Here is a 23147-nt window from a genome sequence, read left to right on the forward strand (position 1 = left end):
GAGAGGGGAAGCAACGATGAAGGCTCACGGTGTGGCAGAAGTGACCGACGCGGACTTCGAGGCGGAGGTGCTCGGCGAGCGCGGCCGGCCGGTCCTCGTGGAGTTCACCGCCGACTGGTGCGGCCCGTGCCGCCAGCTCGCGCCCGTCCTGTCGGCGATCGCCGCCGAGGAGGTCGGGCGGCTCAAGGTCGTCCAGATCGACGCGGACAGCAACCCCGCCACCCTCGTGCGGTACGGGGTGCTGTCCATGCCGACCCTGCTCGTCTTCCGTGACGGCGAGCCCGTCCGGCAGATCGTCGGGGCCCGCGCCAAGCGCAGGCTCCTCCAGGAGCTGGAGGAGCACATGGCCCCGGCGACGCCGACGGCCCCGGCTACCGCTTCGGCACCGGCCTGAGCCAGAGCGTGGCCAGCGGCGGGAGGGTCAGGCGCAGGCTCGCCGCCCGCCCCTGGGCCGGCACCGGCTCGGGCCGCAGCGGCTGCGCGTGGTGGACGCCGCTGCCGCCGTAGGGCTCCCGGTCGGTGTTGAGCACCTCCCGCCACAGCGGCACCTCCTCCGGGACCCCGATGCGGTAGGCGTGGCGGACCACCGGGGAGAAGTTCGATACGCACAGCAGCGGCGAGCCGTCCTGCGCGAACCGCAGGAACGCGAAGACGTTGTCCTCCGCGGCGTCCGCCTCCACCCACGCGAAGCCCTCCGGGACGCTGTCCCGCTCCCACAGGGCGGGCGCCTCCCGGTAGGTGCGGTTCAGGTCGCCCACGAGGCTGCGTACGCCCCGGTGGTCGCCGGCCGCCGCGTAGGAGGAGTCCAGCAGCCACCAGTCCGGCCCGTACGTCTCGGACCACTCCGAGCCCTGCGCGAACTCCTGCCCCATGAAGAGCAGTTGCTTGCCGGGGTGGGCCCACATGAAGCCCAGGTACGCCCGGTGCGCGGCCCGCTGCTGCCACCAGTCCCCGGGCATCTTCGAGACCAGCGAGCGCTTGCCGTGCACCACCTCGTCGTGCGAGATCGGCAGGACGTAGTTCTCGCTGAACGCGTAGACCATCCCGAAGGTCATGTCGTGGTGGTGGTACTTGCGGTGCACCGAGTCCTTCGACGCGTAGCGCAGGGTGTCGTGCATCCAGCCCATGTTCCACTTCAGGCCGAATCCGAGCCCGCCCCCGTCGGTGGGCTGGGTGACGCCCGGCCACGCCGTGGACTCCTCGGCGATCGTCACCACGCCCGGGCAGCGCCGGTAGACGGTCGCGTTCATCTCCTGGAGCATCGCCACCGCGTCGAGGTTCTCCCGGCCGCCGTGCTCGTTGGGGGTCCACTCGCCCTCGGAGCGCGAGTAGTCGAGGTAGAGCATCGAGGCCACCGCGTCCACGCGCAGCCCGTCCACGTGGAACTCCTGGCACCAGTACACGGCGTTGGCGACGAGGAAGTTCCTGACCTCGCGGCGGCCGTAGTCGAACTCCAGCGTCCCCCAGTCCGGGTGCGCGGCCCGCTGCGGGTCGTGGTGCTCGTACAGCGGCCGCCCGTCGAACTCGGCGAGCGCCCAGTCGTCGCGCGGGAAGTGCGCCGGCACCCAGTCGACGATCACCCCGATCCCGGCCCGGTGCAGCGCGTCCACCAGGAAGCGGAAGTCGTCGGGGGTGCCCATCCGGGAGGTCGGCGCGTAGAAGCCGGTGACCTGGTAGCCCCAGGAGCCGCCGAAGGGGTGCTCGGCGACCGGCATGAACTCCACGTGCGTGAAGCCGAGCTCGGTGACGTACGCGGGCAGCTGCTCGGCCAGCTGCCGGTACGAGAGCCCCGGCCGCCAGGACGCCAGGTGCAGCTCGTACACGGAGAAGGGGGCCTGGTGCGGCGGGCGCTCCCCGCGCGCGGCCATCCACTCGGCGTCCTGCCACTCGTAGCGGGAGGCGGTGACCACGGAGGCGTTGGCCGGCGGGACCTCGGCGTGCCGGGCCATCGGGTCGGCCCGCAGGGTGTGCGAGCCGTCCGGGCGGGTGATGTCGTACTTGTACATCGCGCCCTCGCCGACCCCGGGCAGGAACAGTTCCCACACGCCGGTCGAGCCGAGCGAGCGCATCGGGTAGGCGACGGAGTCCCAGTGCGAGAAGTCCCCGGTGACCCGCACCCCCTGGGCGTTGGGCGCCCACACCGTGAACCGGGTGCCGGTCGTGCCCTGGTGCTCCATCGGCTCCGAGCCGAGCGCCGTCCACAGCTCCTCGTGCCGGCCCTCGCCGATCAGGTGCAGGTCGAGCTCGCCGAGCGCGGGAAGGAAGCGGTAGGGGTCGTGGACCTCCACCTCGTCACTGTCGTACGCCACCAGCAGCCGGTAGTCCGGTACCCCGTTCAGCGGCAGCAGCCCGGAGAACAGCCCGTCCCCGTCGTCGAAGAGCTCGGCCCGCAGCCCCTTGGCGAGGATGGTCACCGCCTTCGCGTACGGGCGCAGCACCCGGAAGGACACCCCGCTGCGCTGCACGCGGGCGCCCAGCACCCCGTGGGGGTCGTGGTGTCGGCCCTCCAGGAGCCGGGCCCGTTCCTCCGCTCCCAGCGGCGGCGCCGGCCGGACCCCGTGCGGCGGGGCGGCCCGGCGGGCCCGCGGGGGCCGGGTCTTCTTGGCGCCGCTCGTTTCGAGGGAGGGGCCGGCGGTGGGGGCGGTGACGGCGACAGCGGCTTCGTCGCGGACGGTCGGTGACGGCTGTCGTGCGGCGCTCACGCGAGCGGCCTCCTCGGGGGCTTCGGGTGGGGGGTGGTGGAGCCGGGGGTGGGGGGATGCGTGCGGTGGGAGGGGGGACGCTGGGGCTCGGACAGCCGGCGGATCGCCGCCATCGGCACGTGCAGCCAGTCGGGGCGGTGCCGGGACTCGTACCGGGCCTCGTACACCGCCTTGTCGGTCTCGTAGGCCCGCAGGAGTACGGGGTCCTCGCGCGGGTCGCGTCCGGTGGTGCGGGCGTAGCCCTCGCAGAAGGCGGCCCGGCAGGCGTCGGCCCAGGCGGGGGCGAAGGGCCGGTGCGAGCGGGCGGCGTAGTCGAAGGAGCGCAGTATCCCGGCGATGTCGCGCACCGCCGGTTCGGGGCGGCGCCGGTCGGCCAGTGGCCGGGCCGGTTCGCCCTCGAAGTCGATCAGCGCCCAACTGCCGTCCGCGGTGCGCAGGGTCTGCCCCAGGTGGAGGTCCCCGTGGATCCGCTGGGCGGGCACCCCGGTCCCGCGGGAGGCGGCCAGTGCGTCGAAGGCTCCGCGCAGCCCCGCTTCGTAGGGCCGCAGCGCGGGCACCTCGCGGGCGGTGGCGGCGAGCCGCGCGGTCATTCCGGCGGCCAGCCGGGCCGTCTGCTCCGGACCCAGCGCGATGGTCGGCAGGGCTCCGGCCAGCGCGCTGTGCACCTCGGCGGTGGCCCGGCCCAGCGCGTGCGCCTCGGCGGTGAAGTCGGCCCCGGAGCGCAGCCGGTGCAGCGCGAGCTGCCAGCCGTCGTCGGAGCCGCGCAGGTACGGCTGGAGCACGCCCAGGGTCAGGGGTTCGGAGCCGGGCAGCTCGGCCTCGTACCAGGCGACCGGCGCGGGCACCCGGGCGCAGCCGGCGGCGGCCAGGGCGCGGGGGAGCTCCAGATCGGGATTGACCCCGGGGCCGACCCGTCTGAACACCTTGAGGATGTACGAATCCCCGTAGATCAGCGAGGAGTTGGTCTGCTCGCCGGACAGCGGCCGGGGGGTCGGGGCCTCGGGGATCACGGCGGCCGGGTCCCGGTCGAAGCGCAGCGGTCCGAAGGTTCCGGGGGTGCGCAGCCGCTCCAGCAGCAGCGAGGCGATCCGCGGATCGCCGAGGCCTTCGTAGACCGACTGGCCGGCGTAGGGGCCCTGCTCCGCGCGGCCGATCAGCGCGGGTGCGAGCGCGGGCGGCAGCGGGCTCGGGCGGATGCCGAGCAGCAGTTGGTAGCAGTCCCCGTCCACGTCCAGCAGCAGGTGCAGGAGTCCGGGCGCGGAGCCCGGCGGCAGCAGTTCGGCGGCCGAGATGGTCCGCAGCCCGGAGATGGCGCGGCCCTTGCCCGCGAACCAGCGCTGCGCGGGCAGCCAGGCCCTCAGCATCGGCTCCAGCGGGCCCAGCCCGGCGGCCCGGTCGGCCGTGAGCCATTCCCGGGCGGATGCAGCCTCCGACATGGCGTCGCGTCCTTTCCCCGGGCCGTCAAAGAATGCGCAGAGTGTCCCGGATCGCGGTGTTTGCTTCTCCGGTGTGTGCGAGTGTCGGGTCAGGATGGTCCGTACAGGGGCGGGCGGTTGACCCATTCGCCGCGCCCGCCCCGGGTCCGGTGCCTATTCCGAGCGCAGGCGGAACCAGTAGAAGCCGTGGCCCGCCAGGGTCAGCAGGTACGGCCACTCGCCGATCGGCGGGAAGCGGACGTCACCGGTGAGTTCCACCGGGACCCGTCCGTGGAACGTCCGCAGATCCAGTTCGGTGGGCTGCGCGAAGCGCGAGAAGTTGTGCACGCACAGCACCAGGTCGTCTCCGTACTCGCGGAGGAAAGCGAGCACCGCCGGGTTCGACGAAGGCAGTTCGGTGTACGAGCCGAGACCGAAGGCGGGGTTCGCCTTGCGGACTTCGATCAGCCGGCGGGTCCAGTGCAGCAAGGAGGAGGGCGACGCCATGGCCGCCTCGACATTGGTGACCTGGTACCCGTGGACCGGGTCCATGATGACCGGCAGGTTCAGCCTGCCCGGATCGCACGAGGAGAAACCGGCGTTGCGGTCCGGGGTCCACTGCATCGGGGTGCGGACCCCGTCGCGGTCGCCGAGCCAGATGTTGTCGCCCATGCCGATCTCGTCGCCGTAGTACAGCACCGGCGAACCGGGCAGCGACAGCAGCAGGGCGGTGAAGAGCTCCATCTGGTTGCGGTCGTTGTCCAGCAGCGGGGCGAGCCGGCGCCGGATGCCGATGTTGGCCCGCATGCGCGGGTCCTTGGCGTACTCGGCGTACATGTAGTCGCGCTCTTCGTCCGTGACCATTTCGAGGGTGAGCTCGTCGTGGTTGCGCAGGAAGATGCCCCACTGGCAGCTCTGCGGGATGGCCGGGGTCTTGGCGAGGATTTCCGAGACCGGGTAGCGGGACTCTCTTCGCACGGCCATGAAGATGCGCGGCATGACGGGGAAGTGGAATGCCATGTGGCATTCGTCCCCGCCCTTGGCGAAGTCGCCGAAGTAGTCGACGACGTCCTCGGGCCACTGGTTGGCCTCGGCGAGCAGCACGGTGTCCGGGTAGTGCGCGTCGATCTCGGCGCGGACCCGCTTGAGGAGGGTGTGGGTGCGCGGCAGGTTCTCGCAGTTGGTGCCCTCCTCCGCGTACAGGTAGGGCACGGCGTCGAGGCGGAAGCCGTCGATGCCGAGGTCGAGCCAGAACCGGAGCGAGGAGATGATCTCCTCCACGACGGCCGGGTTCTCGTAGTTGAGGTCCGGCTGGTGGGAGAAGAACCGGTGCCAGTAGTACTGCTTGCGGACCGGGTCGTACGTCCAGTTCGAGGTCTCGGTGTCGACGAAGATGATGCGGGCGTCCTGGTACTGCTTGTCGTTGTCGGCCCACATGTAGTAGTCGCCGTAGGGCCCGTCCGGGTCCTTGCGGGACTGCTGGAACCACTCGTGCTGGTCGCTCGTGTGGTTCATGACGAAGTCGATGATCACCCGCATGCCCCGGGTGTGGGCGGCGTCCACGAACTCCACGAAGTCGGCGAGGTCGCCGAACTCGGGCAGCACCGAGGTGTAGTCGGAGACGTCGTAGCCCCCGTCGCGCAGCGGCGAGGCGAAGAACGGCGGGAGCCAGAGGCAGTCGACGCCGAGCCACTGGAGGTAGTCCAGTTTGGCGGTGAGCCCCTTGAGGTCTCCCACGCCGTCGCCGTTGCTGTCGTGGAAGGAGCGGACGAGGACCTCGTAGAAGACCGCCCGCTTGAACCAGTCGGGGTCGCGGTCCTTGACGGGGGTGTCCTCGAAGGTGTCGTGGACGGGATCGTTGATCATCATGAGGTGGGTGACCCTCCGGTGGGCGGGGACGGTCGCAGAGCGGCCAGTACGTGCGCGGGCGTGCGGCCCGGCTCCAGACGTACGTAGTTCGCCCTGCCCCAGTGATAGGTCTCGCCGGTGAGCTCGTCGCGCACCGCGAGGGACGCGTGCCAGTCGAGGCCGAGTACCGGCATGTCCAACGAGACCGTCGCCTCCTGGGTGTGGTGCGGATCGAGGTTGACGACCACCAGTACGGAATTTGCTCCGGAGTGCTTCGAATAGGCGATCACCTGTTCGTTGTCGGTCGGGTGGAAATGAATGTCGCGCAGCTGCTGGAGCGCGGGGTTGCGGCGGCGCAACCGGTTCAGGGCGGTGATCAGCGGGGCGATCGTGCGGCCCTCGCGGTCGGCGGCGGCCCAGTCGCGCGGCCGCAGCTCGTACTTCTCCGAATCCAGGTACTCCTCGCTGCCCTCCTCGGCCGGGGAGTTCTCGCAGAGCTCGTAGCCGGCGTAGACCCCCCAGGTCGGGGAGAGGGTGGCGGCCAGGACGGCGCGGACCTCGAAGGCGGGACGCCCGCCCTGCTGAAGGTAGGCGTGCAGGATGTCGGGGGTGTTGACGAAGAAATTCGGCCGCATGACGGAGGCGGAGCGGGTGTCCGCGAGCTCGGTCAGGTACTCGGTGAGCTCGGCCTTGGTGTTGCGCCACGTGAAGTAGGTGTAGGACTGCTGGAAGCCGATGGCGGCCAGGGTCCGCATCATCGCGGGCCGGGTGAAGGCCTCGGCCAGGAAGATCACGTCCGGGTCGGACTTGTTGATGTCCGCGATCACCTTCTGCCAGAAGACCACCGGCTTGGTGTGCGGATTGTCCACCCGGAAGATGCGGACGCCGTGCGCCATCCAGTGCCGCAGGATCCGTACCGTCTCCTCGATGATGCCGGGCATGTCGGCGTCGAAGTGGATCGGGAAGATGTCCTGGTACTTCTTCGGCGGGTTCTCCGCGTAGGCGATCGTCCCGTCGGCGCGGTGGCGGAACCACTCCGGGTGCTTCTCCACCCAGGGGTGGTCCGGGGAGCACTGCAGGGCGAAGTCGAGCGCCACCTCGATGCGCAGCTCCCGCGCCTTCGCCACGAAGGCGTCGAAGTCCTCGATGGTGCCCAGGTCCGGGTGGACGGCGTCGTGGCCGCCCTCGGTGGAACCGATGGCCCACGGCACACCTGGATCCCAACTCCCGGCGGAGAGGGTGTTGTTGGGGCCCTTCCTGAAGGTGCTCCCGATGGGGTGGACGGGCGGCAGGTAGACCACGTCGAAGCCCATGGCGGCCACGGCGGGAAGCCGCTCGGCGGCCGTGCGGAAGGTTCCGCTGACGGGCTCGGCGCCCGGTTCCAGCACCGCCCCCTCCGACCGGGGGAACATCTCGTACCAGGAGCCGAAGAGGGCCCGCTTGCGCTCGATCAGCAGCGGCAGCGGCTTGGAGGCGGTGACCAGCTCCCGGTACGGGCGCCTGGCCAGGGTCTGCGCGACCCGCGGATCGACGGCGGCCGCGTACCGTACGGCGACCTCGCGGTCCTCGTCGCGCATCGCGTCGGCGGCGGCGAGCACGGTCTCGCGCCCGTCCCGCTTGGGAATCTTCGCGGCGGCCCGCTCGTAGAGCTCGGCGCCTTCCAGGAGGGTGAGCCCCGGGTCGATCCCGGCGGGAATCTTGATCGCCGCGTGGGCCCGCCAGGTGGCCAGCGGGTCGCTCCACGCCTCGACGGTGTACGTCCACCTCCCCTCGACCTCGGCGGATACCCGGGCCCCCCACCGGTCGGTGCCGGGGGCGAGCTCGGACAGGGGCACGGGAGGCCGCAGCCGCCCGCTGGGATCTCGCAGCACGACGTGCGCGGCGACGGCGTCGTGGCCCTCGCGGAACACGGTGGCGGAAATCTCGAAGACCTCGTCCACGACCGCCTTGGCGGGTCTGACGCCGCAGTCGACGGCAGGGCGGACGTCCAGCACGGGAATGCGACCGATCATGATGGGATCACCTGGGGGCAGTTCGCAGGGCTCGGTGACAACAGGCCAGCCGGCATGGCGGCTGGTAGTGCACGCTCTGTTCGCTCTGTTTCTAGCTGCTCGGAAGACGGCTGGGCTGCGGGCATGGCCGCTCCTGTCCGCGTTCACTCGGGTGGCGGGAGAGGTTCGGGGGAGGGTGCGCCGTGCGCGTACCCGGGAGCCCTTCCCACTCCAGCCCGGACCATTCCGCGTCCTTGGTTAACTACTCGTACGTAGTCGCACGGGTGTCCCCAAGCCCTGGCTCACCATTCGTCGAGGCTCAGTCAAGTCGGGCTCGCCGCAGCGTCCGTGAGCGGCGCGCGGGAGGCAAGGGTCCGTCGCCCCGAGTGGCGGGAAAGGAGTACGCCGCATGCGTACCGAGGACCGGCACGAATCGCTCCGCACCCGACTCCGCTCGCCCGACCCCCGGGTGCGGGAGCTCGCCGCCGCCGAGGCCTCCGACTGGCCGGACTCCTGGCAGCCGGAGGTCGGCCGGTACCTGTGCGGGGCGCTGGCGACGGCCGCCGTACGGGAGCGGGACCCGCGCGCGCCGGAATCCGAGCTGCACGCCCTGATCCAGCTGGGCAGCCACCTGGCGGAGCCCGCGCTCGCCGTGCTGCGCACGCTGGAGCGGGCCGCGCCGCCCGAGGCGCTGCGGGAGTACCTGGACGACCTGCTCGAACAGGAGCCCCACTGAGGCGCCATGGTCCGGCGGGGGCCGCGGCGCTAGCCTTCCGAGGGTGACGCTCGCGGTGCACAGCGTGGTGCGGCCGCTTCGATCCGTAATCCCCTGCGAAGGTGGAACGCGTGAAGGCTATCCGTCGATTCACCGTGCGCCCCGTCCTCCCCGAGCCCCTTTCGCCGCTCGCCGATCTCGCGCGCAATCTGCGCTGGTCCTGGCATGCGGAGACCAGGGAGCTCTTCCAATCCGTCGATCCCGAGGGCTGGCAGGCAGCCGGCGGGGATCCCGTCCGGCTGCTCGGCGCCGTGTCCGCCGCGCGGATCGCCGAACTCGCCGGGGACCGGCGGTTCCTGCGGCGGCTCGCCGTCGCCGTCGCCGATCTCGATGACTACGTCCACGGCGGGAGGTGGTACCAAGGTCACGAGGCGGCCGAGGAGCTGCCCGCCGCCATCGCCTACTTCTCTCCCGAGTTCGGGATCACCGCCGCCCTGCCCCAGTACTCGGGCGGGCTCGGGATCCTGGCCGGGGACCACCTCAAGGCCGCCAGCGACCTCGGCGTACCCCTCATCGGCGTCGGACTGCTCTACCGCCACGGGTACTTCCGCCAGTCCCTCTCCCGGGACGGCTGGCAGCAGGAGCACTACCCGGTGCTCGACCCCAACGAACTGCCCGTCGCCCTCGTGCGGGAGGAGGGCGGAACCCCGGCGCGGGTCTCGCTGAGCCTGCCCGGCGGGCGGGCCCTGCACGCGCACATCTGGCAGGCCCGGGTCGGCCGGGTGCCGTTGCTGCTCCTGGACTCGGACGTCGAGGACAACGACGCCGTGGCCCGCGAGGTGACCGACCGGCTGTACGGCGGCGGCAGCGACCACCGGCTGCTGCAGGAGATGCTGCTCGGCATCGGCGGGGTGCGGGCCGTGCGGACCTACTGCCGGATCACCGGGCATCCCGACCCCGAGGTGTTCCACACCAACGAGGGACACGCTGGGTTCCTGGGGCTGGAGCGCATAAGGGAACTGGAAGGGCAGCAGGGGCTCGGCTTCGACGCAGCCGTCGAAGCCGTGCGCGCCGGGACCGTCTTCACGACGCACACCCCCGTGCCCGCCGGCATCGACCGCTTCGACCGGACCCTGGTGGCCCGCCACTTCGGCGAGGGCGGCGAGCTGGCCGGCGTACCGGTCGACCGGATCCTGGAGCTCGGCGCCGAGACGTACCCCGGCGGTGACCCGGGGGTGTTCAACATGGCGGTCATGGGGCTGCGCCTGGCCCAGCGGGCCAACGGGGTCTCCACCCTGCATGGGGCCGTCAGCCGGGAGATGTTCGCCGGGCTCTGGCCGGGCTTCGACCCCGCCGACGTGCCCATCACCTCCGTGACGAACGGGGTGCACGCCCCGACGTGGGTGGCGCCCGAGGTCGTCCGGCTCGGTGCGAAGCAGATTGGCGCCGGGCGGACCGAGGACGCGCTGTCCGTCGGCGGCTCCCAGCGCTGGGACGCCGTCGCCGACATCCCCGACCAGGACGTCTGGGACCTGCGCCGGGTCCTGCGGGAACAGCTCGTGCAAGAGGTGCGGGACCGTCTGCGCGCCTCGTGGCGCCAGCGCGGGGCCGCCGACGCCGAACTCGGCTGGGTGGACTCCGTACTCGACCCGGACGTGCTGACCATCGGCTTCGCCCGCCGGGTCCCGTCCTACAAGCGGCTCACGCTGATGCTGCGCGACCCCGAGCGGCTGCGCAGGCTCCTGCTCGACCCGGACCGGCCCGTGCAGATCGTGGTCGCGGGCAAAGCGCACCCGGCCGACGACGGCGGGAAGCGGCTGGTGCAGGAGCTGGTGCGGTTCGCCGACGACCCGCGCGTGCGCCACCGGATCGTGTTCCTGCCCGACTACGGCATGGCCATGGCGCAGAAGCTCTACCCGGGCTGCGACGTCTGGCTCAACAACCCGCTGCGCCCGCTGGAGGCCTGCGGGACGAGCGGGATGAAGGCCGCGCTGAACGGCTGCCTCAACCTGTCCGTGCTGGACGGCTGGTGGGACGAATGGTTCGAGCCGGACTTCGGCTGGGCCATCCCGACCGCCGACGGCCTCGGCACGGACGAGGACCGGCGCGACGACCTGGAGGCGAACGCCCTCTACGACCTGATCGAAGGCCGGGTCGCGCCCCGGTTCTACGACCGGGCCGGACGCGGCGGACTTCCGGTGCGGTGGATCGAGATGGTCCGGCGCACCCTCGTCTCCCTGGGACCCAAGGTGCTGGCGGGGCGGATGGTGCGGGAGTACGTGGAGCGGCTCTACGCGCCGGCCGCGCTCGCCCACCGCGCCCTGACCCCGGACGCGGCCCGGGACCTCGCCTGGTGGAAGGGGCGGGTCCGGGCGGCCTGGCCGCAGCTCACCGTCGAGCACGTGGAGGCACTGGCGGCGGGCCCGGTCGGCGGCACCGCCGAACTCGGGGCCACCCTCACCCTGCGCGTGCAGGTCTCGCTCGACGCGCTGGCGCCCGAGGACGTGGAGGTACAGGCCGTCGCGGGCCGGGTCGACGCCCAGGACGTGATCCAGGGCGGGCGGACCTTCCCGCTCAAGCCCGCCGGCGGACCGGACCTGGAGGGCCGCTGGCTGTACGAGGGCCCGCTCGCCCTCGACCGTACGGGGCCCTTCGGGTACACCGTACGGATCCTGCCGGCGCACCCGCTGCTGGCGACCCCGGCCGAACTGGGCCTGGTCGCGGGCCCCGTGGACACGGACGCGGGAGGCGGCGTACTCCTGCGGTAGCGGGGGCCCCGGGGACGGGGCCTCAGGGGGCGGGCGGCGGGTCCACCAGCCGCCCGTCCTCCACCAGCATCCCGGCCCGCTTCACGCTGCGCAGGGTCGGGATCACCTCCACCTGGCCCACGCCCTCCACCGCGCCGATCCGCTCGGTCAGATAGGTGTAGAGCTCCTCGGTGTCCCGGCACAGCACCACCGCCATCAAGGAGGCCGCCCCGGTCACGGCCGCCGCGAACGCCACCTCGCGGTGGCTCGCCAGGGCGGCCCCCACCTGCGCGAGGCGGGCCGGCGGGACGGTCAGCACCAGCGTCGCCTCCGCCTCGTAGCCGAGGAGCGCGGGAGCGAACTCCACGTCGAAGAAGACCGCCCCGAGATCGCGCAGCCGCTCCAGCCGGCGCCGGGCGGTGGACTCGGACAGGCCGCTGGCGCGCGCCAGTTCCGGATATCCGGCGCGGCCGTCGCTGCCCAGCACCGAGAGCAGCCTGTGCTCCGCCTCGTCCAGCACGTACCGGTCCGGGCCCGGCTCGGCGGGAGGCCGTTGCATGGCGGCGATCTGGTCGGGGCGCATGAGGTCCATGCCGGCCCAGGAGTCGGGCCCTCCGAAGAACTTCCGCAGGATGGTGTGGGCGCTGATGCCGGTCACCCGGCGGGTGCGCGGCAGCTTCTCCAGCAGCAGGGTGTCCCGGTCCTTGCGGGTCCGGGCCCGCGTCATGCAGTGGATCTCGGTGCCGCCCGAGTTCAGGTTCACCCACGCGATGTCCGGGCGGCGGGCGAGCGCCTCGGCCACCGGGAGCGCCGCGTCGGGTGCGCACTGCACCCGCAGCCAGGACTCGAACAGCCCGACCCGGCTGCCCAGCGGCAGCCCGACGACCCGGATCAGGCCGGTGGTCCGCAGCCGCCGGTAGCGGCGCACGACGGTCTGGTCGGAGACCTCCAGCACCTCGGCGAGCCGGCTGAAGGGGGCCCGGCCGTCGATCGTGAGGGCCTGGACCAGGGACCGGTCGAGTGCGTCGAGCTCCGTGTCGTTCACGGTTTCCATCATGACAGAGCCCCTGATGATGGAAATCCGCTGGAAGAGAGCCGCTGAGTGGGGGATCGGGGCGGTCCACTGAGACCTTGGCGTCACCGGGGATCCACCCCTGGACCCCTGCCCCTCCGTGCTCCGAGGAGAATCCCCATGCGTAAATGGCTGCCCCTGACGGCGGTGTGCCTCGGGGCCTTCATGCTCCTGGTCGACGTCACCATCGTGACCGTCGCCCTGCCCGACATGGCCGCCGACATGAAGACCGGATTCTCCGGCCTCCAGTGGGTGATGGACATCTACGCCCTCGCCCTGGCCGCCCTGCTCCTCGGCGCCGGATCGCTCGCCGACCGGATCGGCCGCCGCCGCGTCTACCTCGGCGGGCTCGGGCTCTTCGCCCTCGCCTCGCTCGCCTGCGGTCTGGCCAGTGGACCGGCCGCGCTGATCGCCTTCCGCGCCGTCCAGGGCATCGGCGGCGCCGCGATGTTCGCCACCACCATGGCCCTGCTCAGCTCCGCCTACCAGGGCCGCGACCGGGGCGTCGCCTTCGGTGTCTGGGGCGCGGTCAACGGAGCCGCCGCCGCGGCCGGTCCGATCATCGGCGGACTGCTCACCGAGCAGTTCGGCTGGCGGTGGATCTTCTTCATCAACCTGCCGGTCTGCGCCCTCGCCGTCCACGTCACCCTCAAGGCCGTCACCGAGTCCCGCGACCCGCACGCCAAGGGCCTGGACCTGCCCGGCATGGTCACCTTCACCACCGGCGCCGCGGCCGTCACCTACGCCCTGATCCGGGTCGGCGAGAACGGCTGGACCTCCGCGACCACCCTGGCCCTGTTCGCCCTCGGCGCCGCCGCCTTCGCGGTCTTCGTCCTCGTCGAACTGCGCAGCTCCCGACCGATGCTGGACCTCTCGCTGTTCCGCAGCCCGACCTTCGTGGCCGTCATGGCCGCCGCGCTGCTGATGTCCGGCGCCGCCTTCGGGTACCTGATGTACGTGTCCCTGTGGCTCCAGAGCGCCGAGGGCATGGGCCCGGTCGCTGCCGGTCTGACGATGCTGCCGATGAGCCTGGCCGCCTTCGTGGTCGCCGCCGTGACCGGCAAGCTGATGCACGGGGCCCCGGCCCGGCTCACCATCGGCGGCGGGCTGTTCCTGATCGGAGCGGGCGCCCTGCTCCAGGGCTGGATGCTGGACGCCGGGGACGGCTGGACGGCACTGGTGGCCGGTCTCGCCGTCACCGGTGTGGGCGTCGGCATGATCTCCCCGGCCCTCGCGGCCGCCGCGATGGGGGCCGTTCCCCCGGCCCGCGCCGGGATGGCGGGCGGCGCCCTCAACACCGCGCGCCAGCTGGGCATGGCCCTGGGCATCGCGGTGCTCGGCGCGGTCTTCCAGTCCGGCCTGGAGGACGGACTGGCGGGCTCCGGCCAGCCGCACGGCACGGCCGAGGCGCTGGCCTCGGGCGGTGCGGCCCGGCTGCTGCAGACGGTTCCGGGGGCCGGCCACTGGGTGGAGGAGGCCTTCGCGAGCGGGCTCCGGGACACCTTCTGGGTCTCCGGGGCGATGGGCCTGGCGGGAGCGGTGATCCTGGTGGCGCTGGTCCGCCGGCCGGCCGCGGCCCCGCAGGCCCCGCAGGGTCCGGCCGGCCCGAAGGGCCCCCGCAAGGGCGGGGTCCCGGCCGTCGAACGGGCCGCCGTCTGAGTGGTCCCGGCCGCGCACGCAGCCCCGTACGCCCCGAATCCCGAGCGGATTCGGGGCGTCCGGGCGTTCGGGACGGGGTGGGGGACCGGGAGGGTGAACCTTCGAACGCGCCTCCGTGCCAAATCGTTTCGGCAGCATCGTCCGCTCCTACGCTGCCCGCGGATGCCCACCGGACCGGGCGTCCGAGGAACCCGAGGAACGGACTCCCCATGCGTCTTCGCACCACCGCCACCGCACTCGTCGGAGCTCTCGCGCTCGTCCTGCCCACCGCCGGACTCTCGTACGCGAACGACCACGACGACCGCGAGCACCTCGGCACGCTGCACTACCGCTACGTCGACGAGGACGGCGACCGGCGTGACGGGCGGATCCACCCGGCGGACAACGACACCTGCTACCGGCTGACGAACACCACCGGGCACCGGCCGGCCACCAGGGTGGAGAACGACACCCGGTCCCTCGCCCTGCTCTTCGAGGACCGCAACTGCGGCGGGGCGCCGGAGGCGGAACTGGAGCCGGGCGAGGAGCTGCGGAACACCGAGGTGCGCTCCGCCTACTTCAAGCCGACGGACAACGACGACCGCCACGAGGGCCGTCACGACGGGCGCCACGACGGCCGCGGTGACGACTTCGACGACGAGGGCCGCCACGACGGGCGCGGTGAGGGCCGCGACGACGACGACCGCAGCCACGGCCCCCGCGCCGCCCAGGGCCCGACCCAGTCGGCCCCGGACTTCTTCCGGTCCATCTTCCGCACCATCGGCTGACCCCCGCCGATCGACGGCAGGGCCCGGTACCCCTCGGGGTACCGGGCCCTCCCGCGTACGTACGGGCGCGGCTCAGCCGACGGCGGTCACCGCGGGCACGGCGGTCGCGGGGGCGGCGGTGTCCGCGCCCTCCGACAGCCAGCGCACCACGTCCGCCGCCGTGTACGGCCGGGCGTCCGGGGCGAGCTTCGGCAGGAACGACAGGTCCTTGCCGATCGTCACCAGCGGGGGCTCCACCCGGCCGTGCGGCCGGCGCTGCGCCAGTCCGATGGTGGCCAGCAGGCCGTTGCACAGGCACTGGCGGCCCTTGGTGTCGGCCTCCTCGCCGCCCTTGCGCACGTACGCGGCGACCGGCTCGGCCGCACAGCGGTAGACCAGCCCGCGAGGACCCCGTACCGGCGTGCGCAGGAACCCCAGGTCGCAGACCCGGCGCCGGGCCGCGGCCACCTCGGGCTCGGAGACGGTCCCCGGCAGGTCCGCCACCTTGAAGGGGAACGCGGTCGGCGAGGCCTCGGGGTCGTTGCGCACCGACAGGGTGCCCGTGTGGGCCCGGCCCAGCAGCTCCTCGCGCAGGTGGCGGACCATCCCGGACTCCTCGCACAGCGCGAACGCGCTGCCGACCTGGACTCCGGCGGCCCCCGCGGCGAGGGCCTCGGCCACCGCCTCGGGACTGGCCTGGCCGCCGGCGAGCCAGAACGGCAGCCCCAGGGCCGTCATCTTGGCGAGGTCCGGATTGTCGCGCGGGCCGTAGACGGGCTCTCCGGCCTCGTCGAGCTTCATCGGCCCGCGCGGCGGGGCGCTGTGCCCGCCCGCCTGGCTGGTCTCGATCACGAAGCCGTCGGGGCGGGTGATCTCGTCCCGGGCCAGATAGGTGGCCAGGACCGGGAGCGAGACGATGGCCAGCACGTGGGGGCGGCGCAGCGGGCCGGGCAGGTGTCCGGCGAGCAGGGCGCACGGGTCGAAGAGGTGGTCCAGGGGCTCCTCGTCGCCCTCCACGTGGATCTTGCTCACACAGCGTTCGTAGCGCGCCAGCCGCGAGGCGAGGGCAGGGATCTGACCGGGGACTCCCGCGCCCACGAGCACGTAGTCGACGCCTGCCAGGATCGCGCCGAACATCGCGGGGGCCGTGGCGAGCTGGATCTTCTCCAGGTAGTTGATGCCGACGACACCGTCATGTCCCTCCTTGGCGAGCCAGACCTCGGCGAAGTTGCCGAGGACGGTGAGGATTTCGGCCTGCGCCCCGCCCGTCGCCCGCAGCCGCGGGGTGGTGCGCATCGCCGCGCCCTCCGCGAGGCCCTCCTCGCGGAAGTAGAGGTCGAGCGCGCTCTGGGCGAGTTCGGGGAGCGGGAAGGCGGCCAGGGCCCGGCGGGCGTGACCGCCCGGGTCGCCGGTCTGGAGCACGCGGGCCAGTACGACGTCCAGGGCCGTTCCCGAGACCACGCCCAGCTGCCCTTCGCCGGATACCGCCTTGGCCAGCCTCCAGCCGGAGACGCCGACGCCCATACCGCCCTGGATGAGCCAGGGGTGCTGCGCGGCGGGGGTGGTCGTGGGGGGCTGCGGCATGGGTCACGTCCTCGGAATCACCCGAACCTACGGTTCCGTAGGTTCGCTGATTTCCACTATGAGGCTGGAGCGGCCCGCCGGCGGGCGCCGAAGGTCCCGGCCACGGGGGGAAGTCGACCCTGTCCTGCAGGGGCCAATGGAACAGGGCCGCCCGGGGGAGTCTGCTCCCGGGCGGCCCCGTGATCTAGCGGTTCAGCTCTGGCTCACGCCTGCTCCCTCGTGGGGATCAGAAGGTGAGCTTCCAGCTGTTGATGTAGCCGGTGTCCAGGCTGGCCTTGTCGGCCACCCGGAGCTTCCAGGTTCCGGCCGCGACCTCGGAGGAGGCGTTGACCGTGAACTGCTGGATGATGTTGTCCGCGCTGCCGCCGGTGCGGTTGCGCAGGTTGTAGACGGAGCCGTCGGGGGCGACGAGGTCGACCACCAGGTCACCGACGTAGGTGTGGACGATGTTCACGTCCACCTTGAGGGTGCTCGGGGCGTTGCCCGTGCGGTTGACCACGATCGGCGACTCGACCGTGGAGTTGTCCGCGATCTGGTAGTCGGTCGTGTTCTCGAAGACCGACTGCTGCGAGGTGCCGACCGTCCAGACGAGGGAGGCCGTACCGGTCTGGTTCGCCGAGTCCGTCACCGTGATCGTGGTGTTGTACGAACCGGCGGTGGAGGCGGTCCCGGAGATCAGACCGGTCGAGGCGTTGATCGACAGGCCGGTCGGCAGACCGGTCGCCGAGTAGCTCAGGGCACCCGCGTTGGTGCTGGTGGCCTGGACCTGGAGGCTGACGGCGCTGCCCGTGACGGTGTTCTGGTTACCGGGGTTGGTGACCGTGACACCGTTGACGATGCGGGCGCCGACGTTGATACCGGCCCAGGCGTTGGCCACGTTGTTGTACGTGGTCGAGCCCTGGCCGTACAGGTCGGCGGCGGCCTGCAGAGTGGCGGTACGGGCGGCCGCGTAGTTGGTGTTCGACTTGAAGTAGCCGACCGTCAGCGCACGGAACCAGATCTTCGAGGCGGCGTCGCGGCCGATCCCCACGACCGGCTGGCCGTCGGAGGTCGGCGAGTTGTAGCTGACCCCGTTGATGACCTTGGCGCCCGAGCCCTCGGAGGCCAGGTAGAACCAGTGGTTGGCCGGGCCCGAGGAGTAGTGGACGTCGAGGTTGCCCACGCCCGAGTACCAGGCGTCCGCGGAGCTGCCGTCCTTGCTCGGCTTGTCCTGGTAGCGCAGCGGCGAGCCGTCGCCGTTGATGTCGATCTTCTCGCCGATGAGGTAGTCGCCGACGTCGGTCGGGTTGTTCGCGTAGAACTCGACCGCGGAACCCATGATGTCGGAGGTGGCCTCGTTCAGACCGCCGGGCTCACCGCTGTAGGTCATGTTGCCGGTGACCGAGGTCAGGCCGTGGGTCATCTCGTGCGCGGCCACGTCGATCGAGGTCAGCGGGTGGTTGTTGCCCGTGCCGTCGCCGTACGTCATGCAGAAGCAGCTGTCGCTCCAGAACGCGTTGACGTACGCGTTGCCGTAGTGGACCCGGCTGTACGGGGCCACGCCGTCGTTGCGCAGGCCGTTGCGGCCCATCACGTTCTTGTAGAAGTCCCACGTCAGCTGGGCGCCGTAGTGCGCGTCGGCGCCGGCGGTCTCCCGGTTGGAGGGCAGGCCGTTGCCCCAGATGTCGTCCGGACCGCTGAACAGGGTGCCCGTGCCGCTGCCCGTACCACCGTTGAGGTCGTAGGTCTTGTGGCCGCCGCGCCCGGCGTCGGTCAGTGTGAAGTTGCTGCCCGACGCGGAGGTGCCGAGGGTCACCTGACCGCTGTACTCGGTATTGCCGGTGCCCGTCTCGATGGCCTGCCACTGGGTGATCTTGGCGCCGGTCTTGGCGTTGGTGACCACGTGCAGCTCGCTCGGGGTGCCGTCGTCCTGGAGGCCGCCGACGACGGTCTCGTAGGCGAGGACCGGCACGCCGTCGGCCGCCCAGATCACCTTGCGGGCGTTCTTGGAGGGCTTGGCCTGCTTCGAGCCCGAGGAGTTGGCCGCGGAGACGGCCTGGCCCTCGGCGGCGGAGGGGGTGACCGAGGCCGTGGTGTCGGCGACCTTGATCTCGTGGTTGGTGGCTCTGGTGACGCTCTTGGTGACGCCGTTCTTGGCGTGGACGGTCAGGTCACCGCCGAGCACCGGTATGCCGTCGTAGGTGCGCTCGTACGTGGTGTGGGTGGTGCCGTCGTTGTCCTTGACCACGTCACGGACGACGAGCTTCTCGGAGCCGCCGAGGCCGAGGGTCTTGGCCGCCTGGACGGTGGTGGAGTTCGCCTCGCTCAGGAGCGTCGCACGCTCCGAAGCGCTGAGCAGACGAGCCGAAGCGCCTGGGTTGGCCTTTGCGACCGATCCGGCCTTCGACGCGGTGGCGTCGGCGGTGGCGGTACCGGTCTGGATGCCTACGGCGAGAAGAGCGGCCGCGGCAACAAGCGCGCCGGCCGTGGTGGCACGCCGCTGGGGGGTGGGACTCAACGCAGACTCCTTCTGCAAGGGGGGTTCCGGATGGCTGGGTGGGCCTCCGGGCAGATCGGGCTGGTGCGAAGAACGGTCGAAGAGTGTCATCTGCGAAGCCTAATGTCAGGGCCGCGTCAAAATGTTGGCTGGAAATGGTCCGTTGTCCGAAGTGACGTATCCGGTATCCGGAACATTCACTTGAGTGTGGGAGAGAAGCGCGTAATATCCGGAATGCGCCGTACCGACCGCTAACGCTTGAGCAACAAGACGTCCGGTTCCCGGAAACGGCAATTACCGTACGGGTGTTTGTCGTACTGTTTCCCGGTGCGTCAGTTGTCCACTGCCTGGGGAAGCCGCGGACACACGCCACTGTCATAGACCACGTGCCAGGGGGGCCCATGAGGCATGTCCATATTCCTGTGCAAAGAGTGGCCAGAACGGCCAAAGAGGCGGTTGCGCCTGCCCGGAAGCTCGGAGACAAGGCGCGCTGGTACCTGCCGGCCGCCGTCACCGCCGACTTCATCGGTGCGGGGCTGCCCGTAGGCCTGGTCTTCGAAGCCGCACAGCAGGCCAGGCCCGGTTACTGCGCCCTCGGCGCGGCCCTCGCCTGGACCGGCGTGCAGATGCTTCGGCGCCGGTACACGGCCCGCGTGCTCGGAGAGTCCCGGGGTGTCCTGCCCGTCGTGCACGACTGGCTGATTCTGATCGGTGTCCTCGCCGTGGCCCGCGTGATCACGGGCGAGGACACCCCCCGGCTGTCCGCGCTCGGGGCCCTGCTGCCCGCCCTGCTCATCACCGTCGCCTGCCACAAACTGACCTACCGCCACCTCTCCGCCGCCCGGCGCGAGGCCCAGGCCGTGAGCCGGGTGCTGGTCGTCGGCGAGCCCGACGCCGCCGAGTCCGTCATCGGGCACCTCGCCGCGCGCACCGACCACCCCTACGTGGTCGTCGGCGTCGTCCCGGTCGGGCCCGGCGAGACGGCCAGCGGGGTGCCCGTCGCGGCCCGGCTCGGCCCGGCCATGGCCCCGACCCCGCACGGGGACTCCGGCGCGGTGCTCGCCGCCGTCGCCGCCCACCACGCCGACCTGGTGCTCGTCGCCCCGGGGGCCCGGCTCGCGGGGGAGCGGCTGCGCCGGATCGCCTGGGCCCTGCACGACGCGGGGCTGGAACTGGCGGTCTTCCCCGGACTGGTGGAGGTCTCCGTCAAGCGGCTGGAGACCCTGTCCGCGGGCGGCCTGGCCGTGCTGAGGGTGGCGCCGCCGGTGAGCCGGGGCGTGCAGACCGTGCTGAAGTCCGTACTGGACCGGGTGGCGGCGGGGGTGGGGCTGGTACTGCTCGCGCCCGCGTTCCTCGGAACGGTGCTCGCGATACGGCTCGGCTCGCGCGGACCGGCCTTCTACCGGCAGCGGCGCATAGGGCGCGACGGGGTCCCGTTCGTCATGTGGAAGTTCCGCACGATGGTCGTGGACGCGGACGCGATGAAAGCGGAGTTGTCCGGATCCAACGAGAACGACGGCCTGATGTTCAAGATGCGCCGTGACCCCCGGGTCACCCGGATCGGCCGGCTTCTGCGCCGCACGTCCATGGACGAGCTGCCGCAGCTGATCAACGTGGTGGCCGGGAACATGTCGCTGGTCGGCCCGCGCCCGCCGCTGCCCGAGGAGGTGGCGAAGTACGACGAGGTCGAGCTGCGCCGGCTCACGGTGCGGCCGGGGATGACCGGGCTGTGGCAGATCAGCGGCCGCTCCGACCTGTCCTGGGACGAGACGATCCAGCTCGACCTGCAGTACGTGGACAACTGGTCCTTCACCAGTGACGTCGACGTCATGGGCCGCACGCTCCGCGCCGTGGTCGACGGACGCGGAGCGTACTGAGGTCCATTGCTTTGAGATCAGCCCCGCACGTCGCCCCGCACGCCGTCCTGCGTCGCGCTCTGCTCGCGCCACCACGCGTACGTGGCGGCGATGCCCTCGCGCAGCGGGACGGCGGGCTTCCAGCCCAGCGAGGTCAGACGGGTCACGTCCAGCAGCTTGCGGGGCGTCCCGTCCGGCTTCGAGGTGTCCCACGAGAGGCGGCCGCGGAAGCCGGTCACCTCGGCGACCGTCTCGGCGAGCGCCTTGATGGTCAGGTCCTCGCCGCAGCCGATGTTGACCGGTTCGCCGCCGTCGTACTCGCGCAGCAGGACCGCGCAGGCGGCGGCCAGGTCGTCGACGTGCAGGAACTCCCGGCGCGGGGTGCCCGAACCCCAGAGGGTGACCTCCTCGCGCCCTTCGGCCGCGGCCTCGTGGAAGCGCCGGATCAGGGCCGGCAGCACGTGCGAGGTCTCCAGGTCGAAGTTGTCGCCCGGCCCGTAGAGGTTCGTCGGCATGGCGGAGATGTACGAGGCCCCGTACTGCTTGCGGTACGACTGGACCTGGACGATGCCGGCGATCTTCGCCAGGGCGTACGCCTCGTTGGTCGGCTCCAGCGGGCCGGTCAGCAGTGCGTCCTCGCTGATGGGCTGCGGGGCGAGCTTGGGGTAGATGCAGGAGGACCCGAGGAACAGCAGCCGGCCGACCTCGGCGGCGTGCGCGCCGGCGACGACGCTCAGCTGGATCTTGAGGTTGTCCTCCAGGAACTGCACCGGGAACGTGCTGTTGGCCATGATCCCGCCCACCTTGGCGGCGGCCAGGACGACGGCATCGGGCCGGACGTCCCGCAGGTACGCCCCCGTCGCGGCGGCGTCGCGCAGATCGAGGTCGGCACGGCCGCGGGTGAGCACCTCGTACCCGTCGGCGGTGAGCCGACGGACGACCGCGGACCCCACGAGACCGCGGTGGCCGGCGACGAAGACACGGGCGTTCGGAGGCAGGAACGGCGAACTTGTCATACCGCCGATGATGCCAGTCCGCCGACCGCGGCCCGACGGGGGAGTCCGGGCCGCCCGGACGGGCGGCCGCGGGCGGCCCCGCCCCACCGTGGATGCGGCGGGAGCGGTTCCGGATGGGCCGTGTACGGTACCCATCCAGTCCTCTCGGTCCAGGGCCGCCTGCCGTAACGACCACCCGGGGGCCGCGCAGCAGCCTCAGTACAACAAGACCGCAACGATCCCCAGGGGGGACCCAATGGGCAAGACCGCGCTGATCACCGGCGTCACTGGACAGGACGGCTCGTACCTCGCCGAGCTGCTGCTCTCCAAGGGCTACACCGTGCACGGGCTCGTGCGTCGATCCTCCAGCTTCAACACGGAGCGGATCGACCACATCTACCAGGACCCGCAGACGGCCAACCGGTCCTTCGTGCTGCACCACGCCGACCTCTCGGACGGCGTCGCCCTGGTGAACCTGCTCCGCGAGATACGCCCCGACGAGGTCTACAACCTCGGCGCCCAGTCGCACGTGCGCGTCTCCTTCGACGCACCCCTGTACACCGGCGACGTGACCGGCCTCGGCGCGCTGCGGCTGCTGGAGGCGATCCGCGCCAGCGGCGTGGACACCCGCATCTACCAGGCCTCGTCCTCGGAGATGTTCGGCGCCACCCCGCCCCCGCAGAACGAGTCCACCCCGTTCCACCCGCGCAGCCCGTACGGCGCCGCGAAGGTGTTCGCGTACTGGACCACGGTGAACTACCGCGAGGCGTACGGCATGTTCGCCGTCAACGGGATCCTCTTCAACCACGAGTCCCCGCGCCGCGGCGAGACCTTCGTGACCCGCAAGATCACCCGCGCGGTCGCCCGGATCAAGGCCGGTCTCCAGGAGAAGCTCTACCTCGGCAACCTCGACGCGGTCCGCGACTGGGGCTACGCCCCGGAGTACGTGGACGCCATGTGGCGGATGCTCCAGCAGGACGAGCCCACCGACTACGTCGTGGCCACCGGCGTCGCCGCCACCGTCCGCGAGTTCGTCGAGGCCTCCTTCGCCCACGCCGGTCTCGACTGGAACGAGCACGTTCGCTACGACCCCAAGTACGAGCGCCCCAGCGAGGTCGACGCCCTGATCGGCGACGCCTCCAAGGCCCAGGAGCTCCTTGGCTGGAAGCCGACGGTCCTGGTGGCCGAATTGGCCAAGATCATGGTCGACTCGGACATCCGGCAGGTCGAGGACCAACTGGCGGGCGTAAGCGTCCGCATTGACCGCTGAGGCCATAGATTTCGCCTACGATTTGCCGTGACCCGGTCATTCGCGCAGCTTATGCGGGTGCGGCCGGGTCA

Annotated in this window: 15 protein-coding genes; 7 read left to right on the top strand and 8 right to left on the bottom strand. The window is 71.7% G+C overall.

Annotated elements, in window-relative coordinates:
- The first annotated feature begins 16 nt into the window (after window positions 1-16).
- On the top strand, window positions 17-394 hold the full coding sequence (locus AC3IYJ_RS26955; RefSeq protein ID WP_489397304.1) for a thioredoxin family protein: 378 nt from the start codon (window positions 17-19) through the stop codon (window positions 392-394).
- Here the strand turns inward: AC3IYJ_RS26955 and glgB are convergent.
- The 4 genes from glgB to AC3IYJ_RS26975 form a co-directional block, all read right to left on the bottom strand.
- On the bottom strand, window positions 372-2702 hold the full coding sequence (glgB, locus tag AC3IYJ_RS26960) for a 1,4-alpha-glucan branching enzyme (protein WP_489397305.1): 2331 nt from the start codon (window positions 2700-2702) through the stop codon (window positions 372-374). The two genes, AC3IYJ_RS26955 and glgB, sit on opposite strands and share 23 nt — an antisense overlap.
- The gene (locus AC3IYJ_RS26965) at window positions 2699-4138 is read right to left on the bottom strand and encodes a maltokinase N-terminal cap-like domain-containing protein (RefSeq protein ID WP_489397306.1); all 1440 of its coding nucleotides are present in this window, start codon (window positions 4136-4138) and stop codon (window positions 2699-2701) included. Before AC3IYJ_RS26965 ends, glgB begins: the two co-directional genes overlap by 4 nt.
- Before the next feature lie 153 nt (window positions 4139-4291).
- A complete protein-coding gene (gene treS, locus AC3IYJ_RS26970) occupies window positions 4292-5986 on the bottom strand; it encodes a maltose alpha-D-glucosyltransferase (RefSeq protein WP_489397307.1) in 1695 nt (564 codons plus the stop codon).
- Window positions 5983-7977: an alpha-1,4-glucan--maltose-1-phosphate maltosyltransferase gene (locus AC3IYJ_RS26975; protein ID WP_489397308.1), complete on the bottom strand. Its 1995-nt coding sequence runs from the start codon at window positions 7975-7977 to the stop codon at window positions 5983-5985. Before AC3IYJ_RS26975 ends, treS begins: the two co-directional genes overlap by 4 nt.
- A 388-nt stretch (window positions 7978-8365) precedes the next feature.
- On the opposite strand from AC3IYJ_RS26975, the gene AC3IYJ_RS26980 reads away from it, so the two are divergent.
- Together AC3IYJ_RS26980 and glgP are read left to right on the top strand one after the other, a co-directional pair.
- Window positions 8366-8692: a hypothetical protein gene (locus AC3IYJ_RS26980; protein ID WP_489397309.1), complete on the top strand. Its 327-nt coding sequence runs from the start codon at window positions 8366-8368 to the stop codon at window positions 8690-8692.
- Window positions 8693-8802: 110 nt separating this feature from the next.
- Window positions 8803-11439, top strand: a complete 2637-nt coding sequence (gene glgP / locus AC3IYJ_RS26985; RefSeq protein ID WP_489397310.1) for an alpha-glucan family phosphorylase — start codon at window positions 8803-8805, stop codon at window positions 11437-11439.
- Window positions 11440-11461: 22 nt separating this feature from the next.
- Here glgP and AC3IYJ_RS26990 read toward each other — a convergent pair whose 3' ends face one another.
- Window positions 11462-12472 carry an Lrp/AsnC family transcriptional regulator gene (locus AC3IYJ_RS26990; protein WP_489402944.1) on the bottom strand — a complete coding sequence of 337 codons (1011 nt, stop codon included), beginning with the start codon at window positions 12470-12472 and terminating at the stop codon, window positions 11462-11464.
- Between the two features lie 138 nt (window positions 12473-12610).
- On the opposite strand from AC3IYJ_RS26990, the gene AC3IYJ_RS26995 reads away from it, so the two are divergent.
- Both AC3IYJ_RS26995 and AC3IYJ_RS27000 read left to right on the top strand, forming a co-directional pair.
- Window positions 12611-14149: an MFS transporter gene (locus AC3IYJ_RS26995; RefSeq protein ID WP_489397311.1), complete on the top strand. Its 1539-nt coding sequence runs from the start codon at window positions 12611-12613 to the stop codon at window positions 14147-14149.
- A 209-nt stretch (window positions 14150-14358) separates the two neighbouring features.
- Window positions 14359-14916: a hypothetical protein gene (locus tag AC3IYJ_RS27000; RefSeq protein WP_489397312.1), complete on the top strand. Its 558-nt coding sequence runs from the start codon at window positions 14359-14361 to the stop codon at window positions 14914-14916.
- Window positions 14917-14988: 72 nt separating this feature from the next.
- Here the strand turns inward: AC3IYJ_RS27000 and AC3IYJ_RS27005 are convergent, their stop codons facing one another.
- Together AC3IYJ_RS27005 and AC3IYJ_RS27010 are read right to left on the bottom strand one after the other, a co-directional pair.
- Window positions 14989-16479 carry a nitronate monooxygenase gene (locus AC3IYJ_RS27005; protein WP_489397313.1) on the bottom strand — a complete coding sequence of 497 codons (1491 nt, stop codon included), beginning with the start codon at window positions 16477-16479 and terminating at the stop codon, window positions 14989-14991.
- A gap of 226 nt (window positions 16480-16705) precedes the next feature.
- Complete coding sequence (locus tag AC3IYJ_RS27010; RefSeq protein ID WP_489397314.1) at window positions 16706-18976, bottom strand: M4 family metallopeptidase; 2271 nt, start codon at window positions 18974-18976, stop codon at window positions 16706-16708.
- A gap of 380 nt (window positions 18977-19356) precedes the next feature.
- Between AC3IYJ_RS27010 and AC3IYJ_RS27015 the strand changes: the two genes are divergently transcribed.
- Window positions 19357-20832 carry a sugar transferase gene (locus AC3IYJ_RS27015; protein WP_489397315.1) on the top strand — a complete coding sequence of 492 codons (1476 nt, stop codon included), beginning with the start codon at window positions 19357-19359 and terminating at the stop codon, window positions 20830-20832.
- Between the two features lie 17 nt (window positions 20833-20849).
- Here the strand turns inward: AC3IYJ_RS27015 and AC3IYJ_RS27020 are convergent, their stop codons facing one another.
- Complete coding sequence (locus AC3IYJ_RS27020) at window positions 20850-21827, bottom strand: GDP-L-fucose synthase family protein (RefSeq protein WP_489397316.1); 978 nt, start codon at window positions 21825-21827, stop codon at window positions 20850-20852.
- A 235-nt stretch (window positions 21828-22062) separates the two neighbouring features.
- On the opposite strand from AC3IYJ_RS27020, the gene gmd reads away from it, so the two are divergent.
- The gene (gene gmd / locus AC3IYJ_RS27025) at window positions 22063-23076 is read left to right on the top strand and encodes a GDP-mannose 4,6-dehydratase (RefSeq protein WP_489397317.1); all 1014 of its coding nucleotides are present in this window, start codon (window positions 22063-22065) and stop codon (window positions 23074-23076) included.
- The last annotated feature ends 71 nt before the right edge of the window (window positions 23077-23147 follow it).

This window comes from Streptomyces sp. GL_140 (assembly GCF_057834465.1).

What these genes read in the sequence shown, in the direction of transcription:
- AC3IYJ_RS26955 (WP_489397304.1), top strand. Translation starts at nt 17, where the DNA reads ATGAAGGCTCACGGTGTGGCAGAAGTGACCGACGCGGACTTCGAGGCG.
- AC3IYJ_RS26965 (WP_489397306.1), bottom strand. Translation starts at nt 4,138, where the DNA reads ATGTCGGAGGCTGCATCCGCCCGGGAATGGCTCACGGCCGACCGGGCC.
- treS (WP_489397307.1), bottom strand. Translation starts at nt 5,986, where the DNA reads ATGATGATCAACGATCCCGTCCACGACACCTTCGAGGACACCCCCGTC.
- AC3IYJ_RS26975 (WP_489397308.1), bottom strand. Translation starts at nt 7,977, where the DNA reads ATGATCGGTCGCATTCCCGTGCTGGACGTCCGCCCTGCCGTCGACTGC.
- AC3IYJ_RS26980 (WP_489397309.1), top strand. Translation starts at nt 8,366, where the DNA reads ATGCGTACCGAGGACCGGCACGAATCGCTCCGCACCCGACTCCGCTCG.
- AC3IYJ_RS26990 (WP_489402944.1), bottom strand. Translation starts at nt 12,472, where the DNA reads ATGGAAACCGTGAACGACACGGAGCTCGACGCACTCGACCGGTCCCTG.
- AC3IYJ_RS26995 (WP_489397311.1), top strand. Translation starts at nt 12,611, where the DNA reads ATGCGTAAATGGCTGCCCCTGACGGCGGTGTGCCTCGGGGCCTTCATG.
- AC3IYJ_RS27000 (WP_489397312.1), top strand. Translation starts at nt 14,359, where the DNA reads ATGCGTCTTCGCACCACCGCCACCGCACTCGTCGGAGCTCTCGCGCTC.
- AC3IYJ_RS27005 (WP_489397313.1), bottom strand. Translation starts at nt 16,479, where the DNA reads ATGCCGCAGCCCCCCACGACCACCCCCGCCGCGCAGCACCCCTGGCTC.
- AC3IYJ_RS27015 (WP_489397315.1), top strand. Translation starts at nt 19,357, where the DNA reads ATGAGGCATGTCCATATTCCTGTGCAAAGAGTGGCCAGAACGGCCAAA.
- AC3IYJ_RS27020 (WP_489397316.1), bottom strand. Translation starts at nt 21,827, where the DNA reads ATGACAAGTTCGCCGTTCCTGCCTCCGAACGCCCGTGTCTTCGTCGCC.
- gmd (WP_489397317.1), top strand. Translation starts at nt 22,063, where the DNA reads ATGGGCAAGACCGCGCTGATCACCGGCGTCACTGGACAGGACGGCTCG.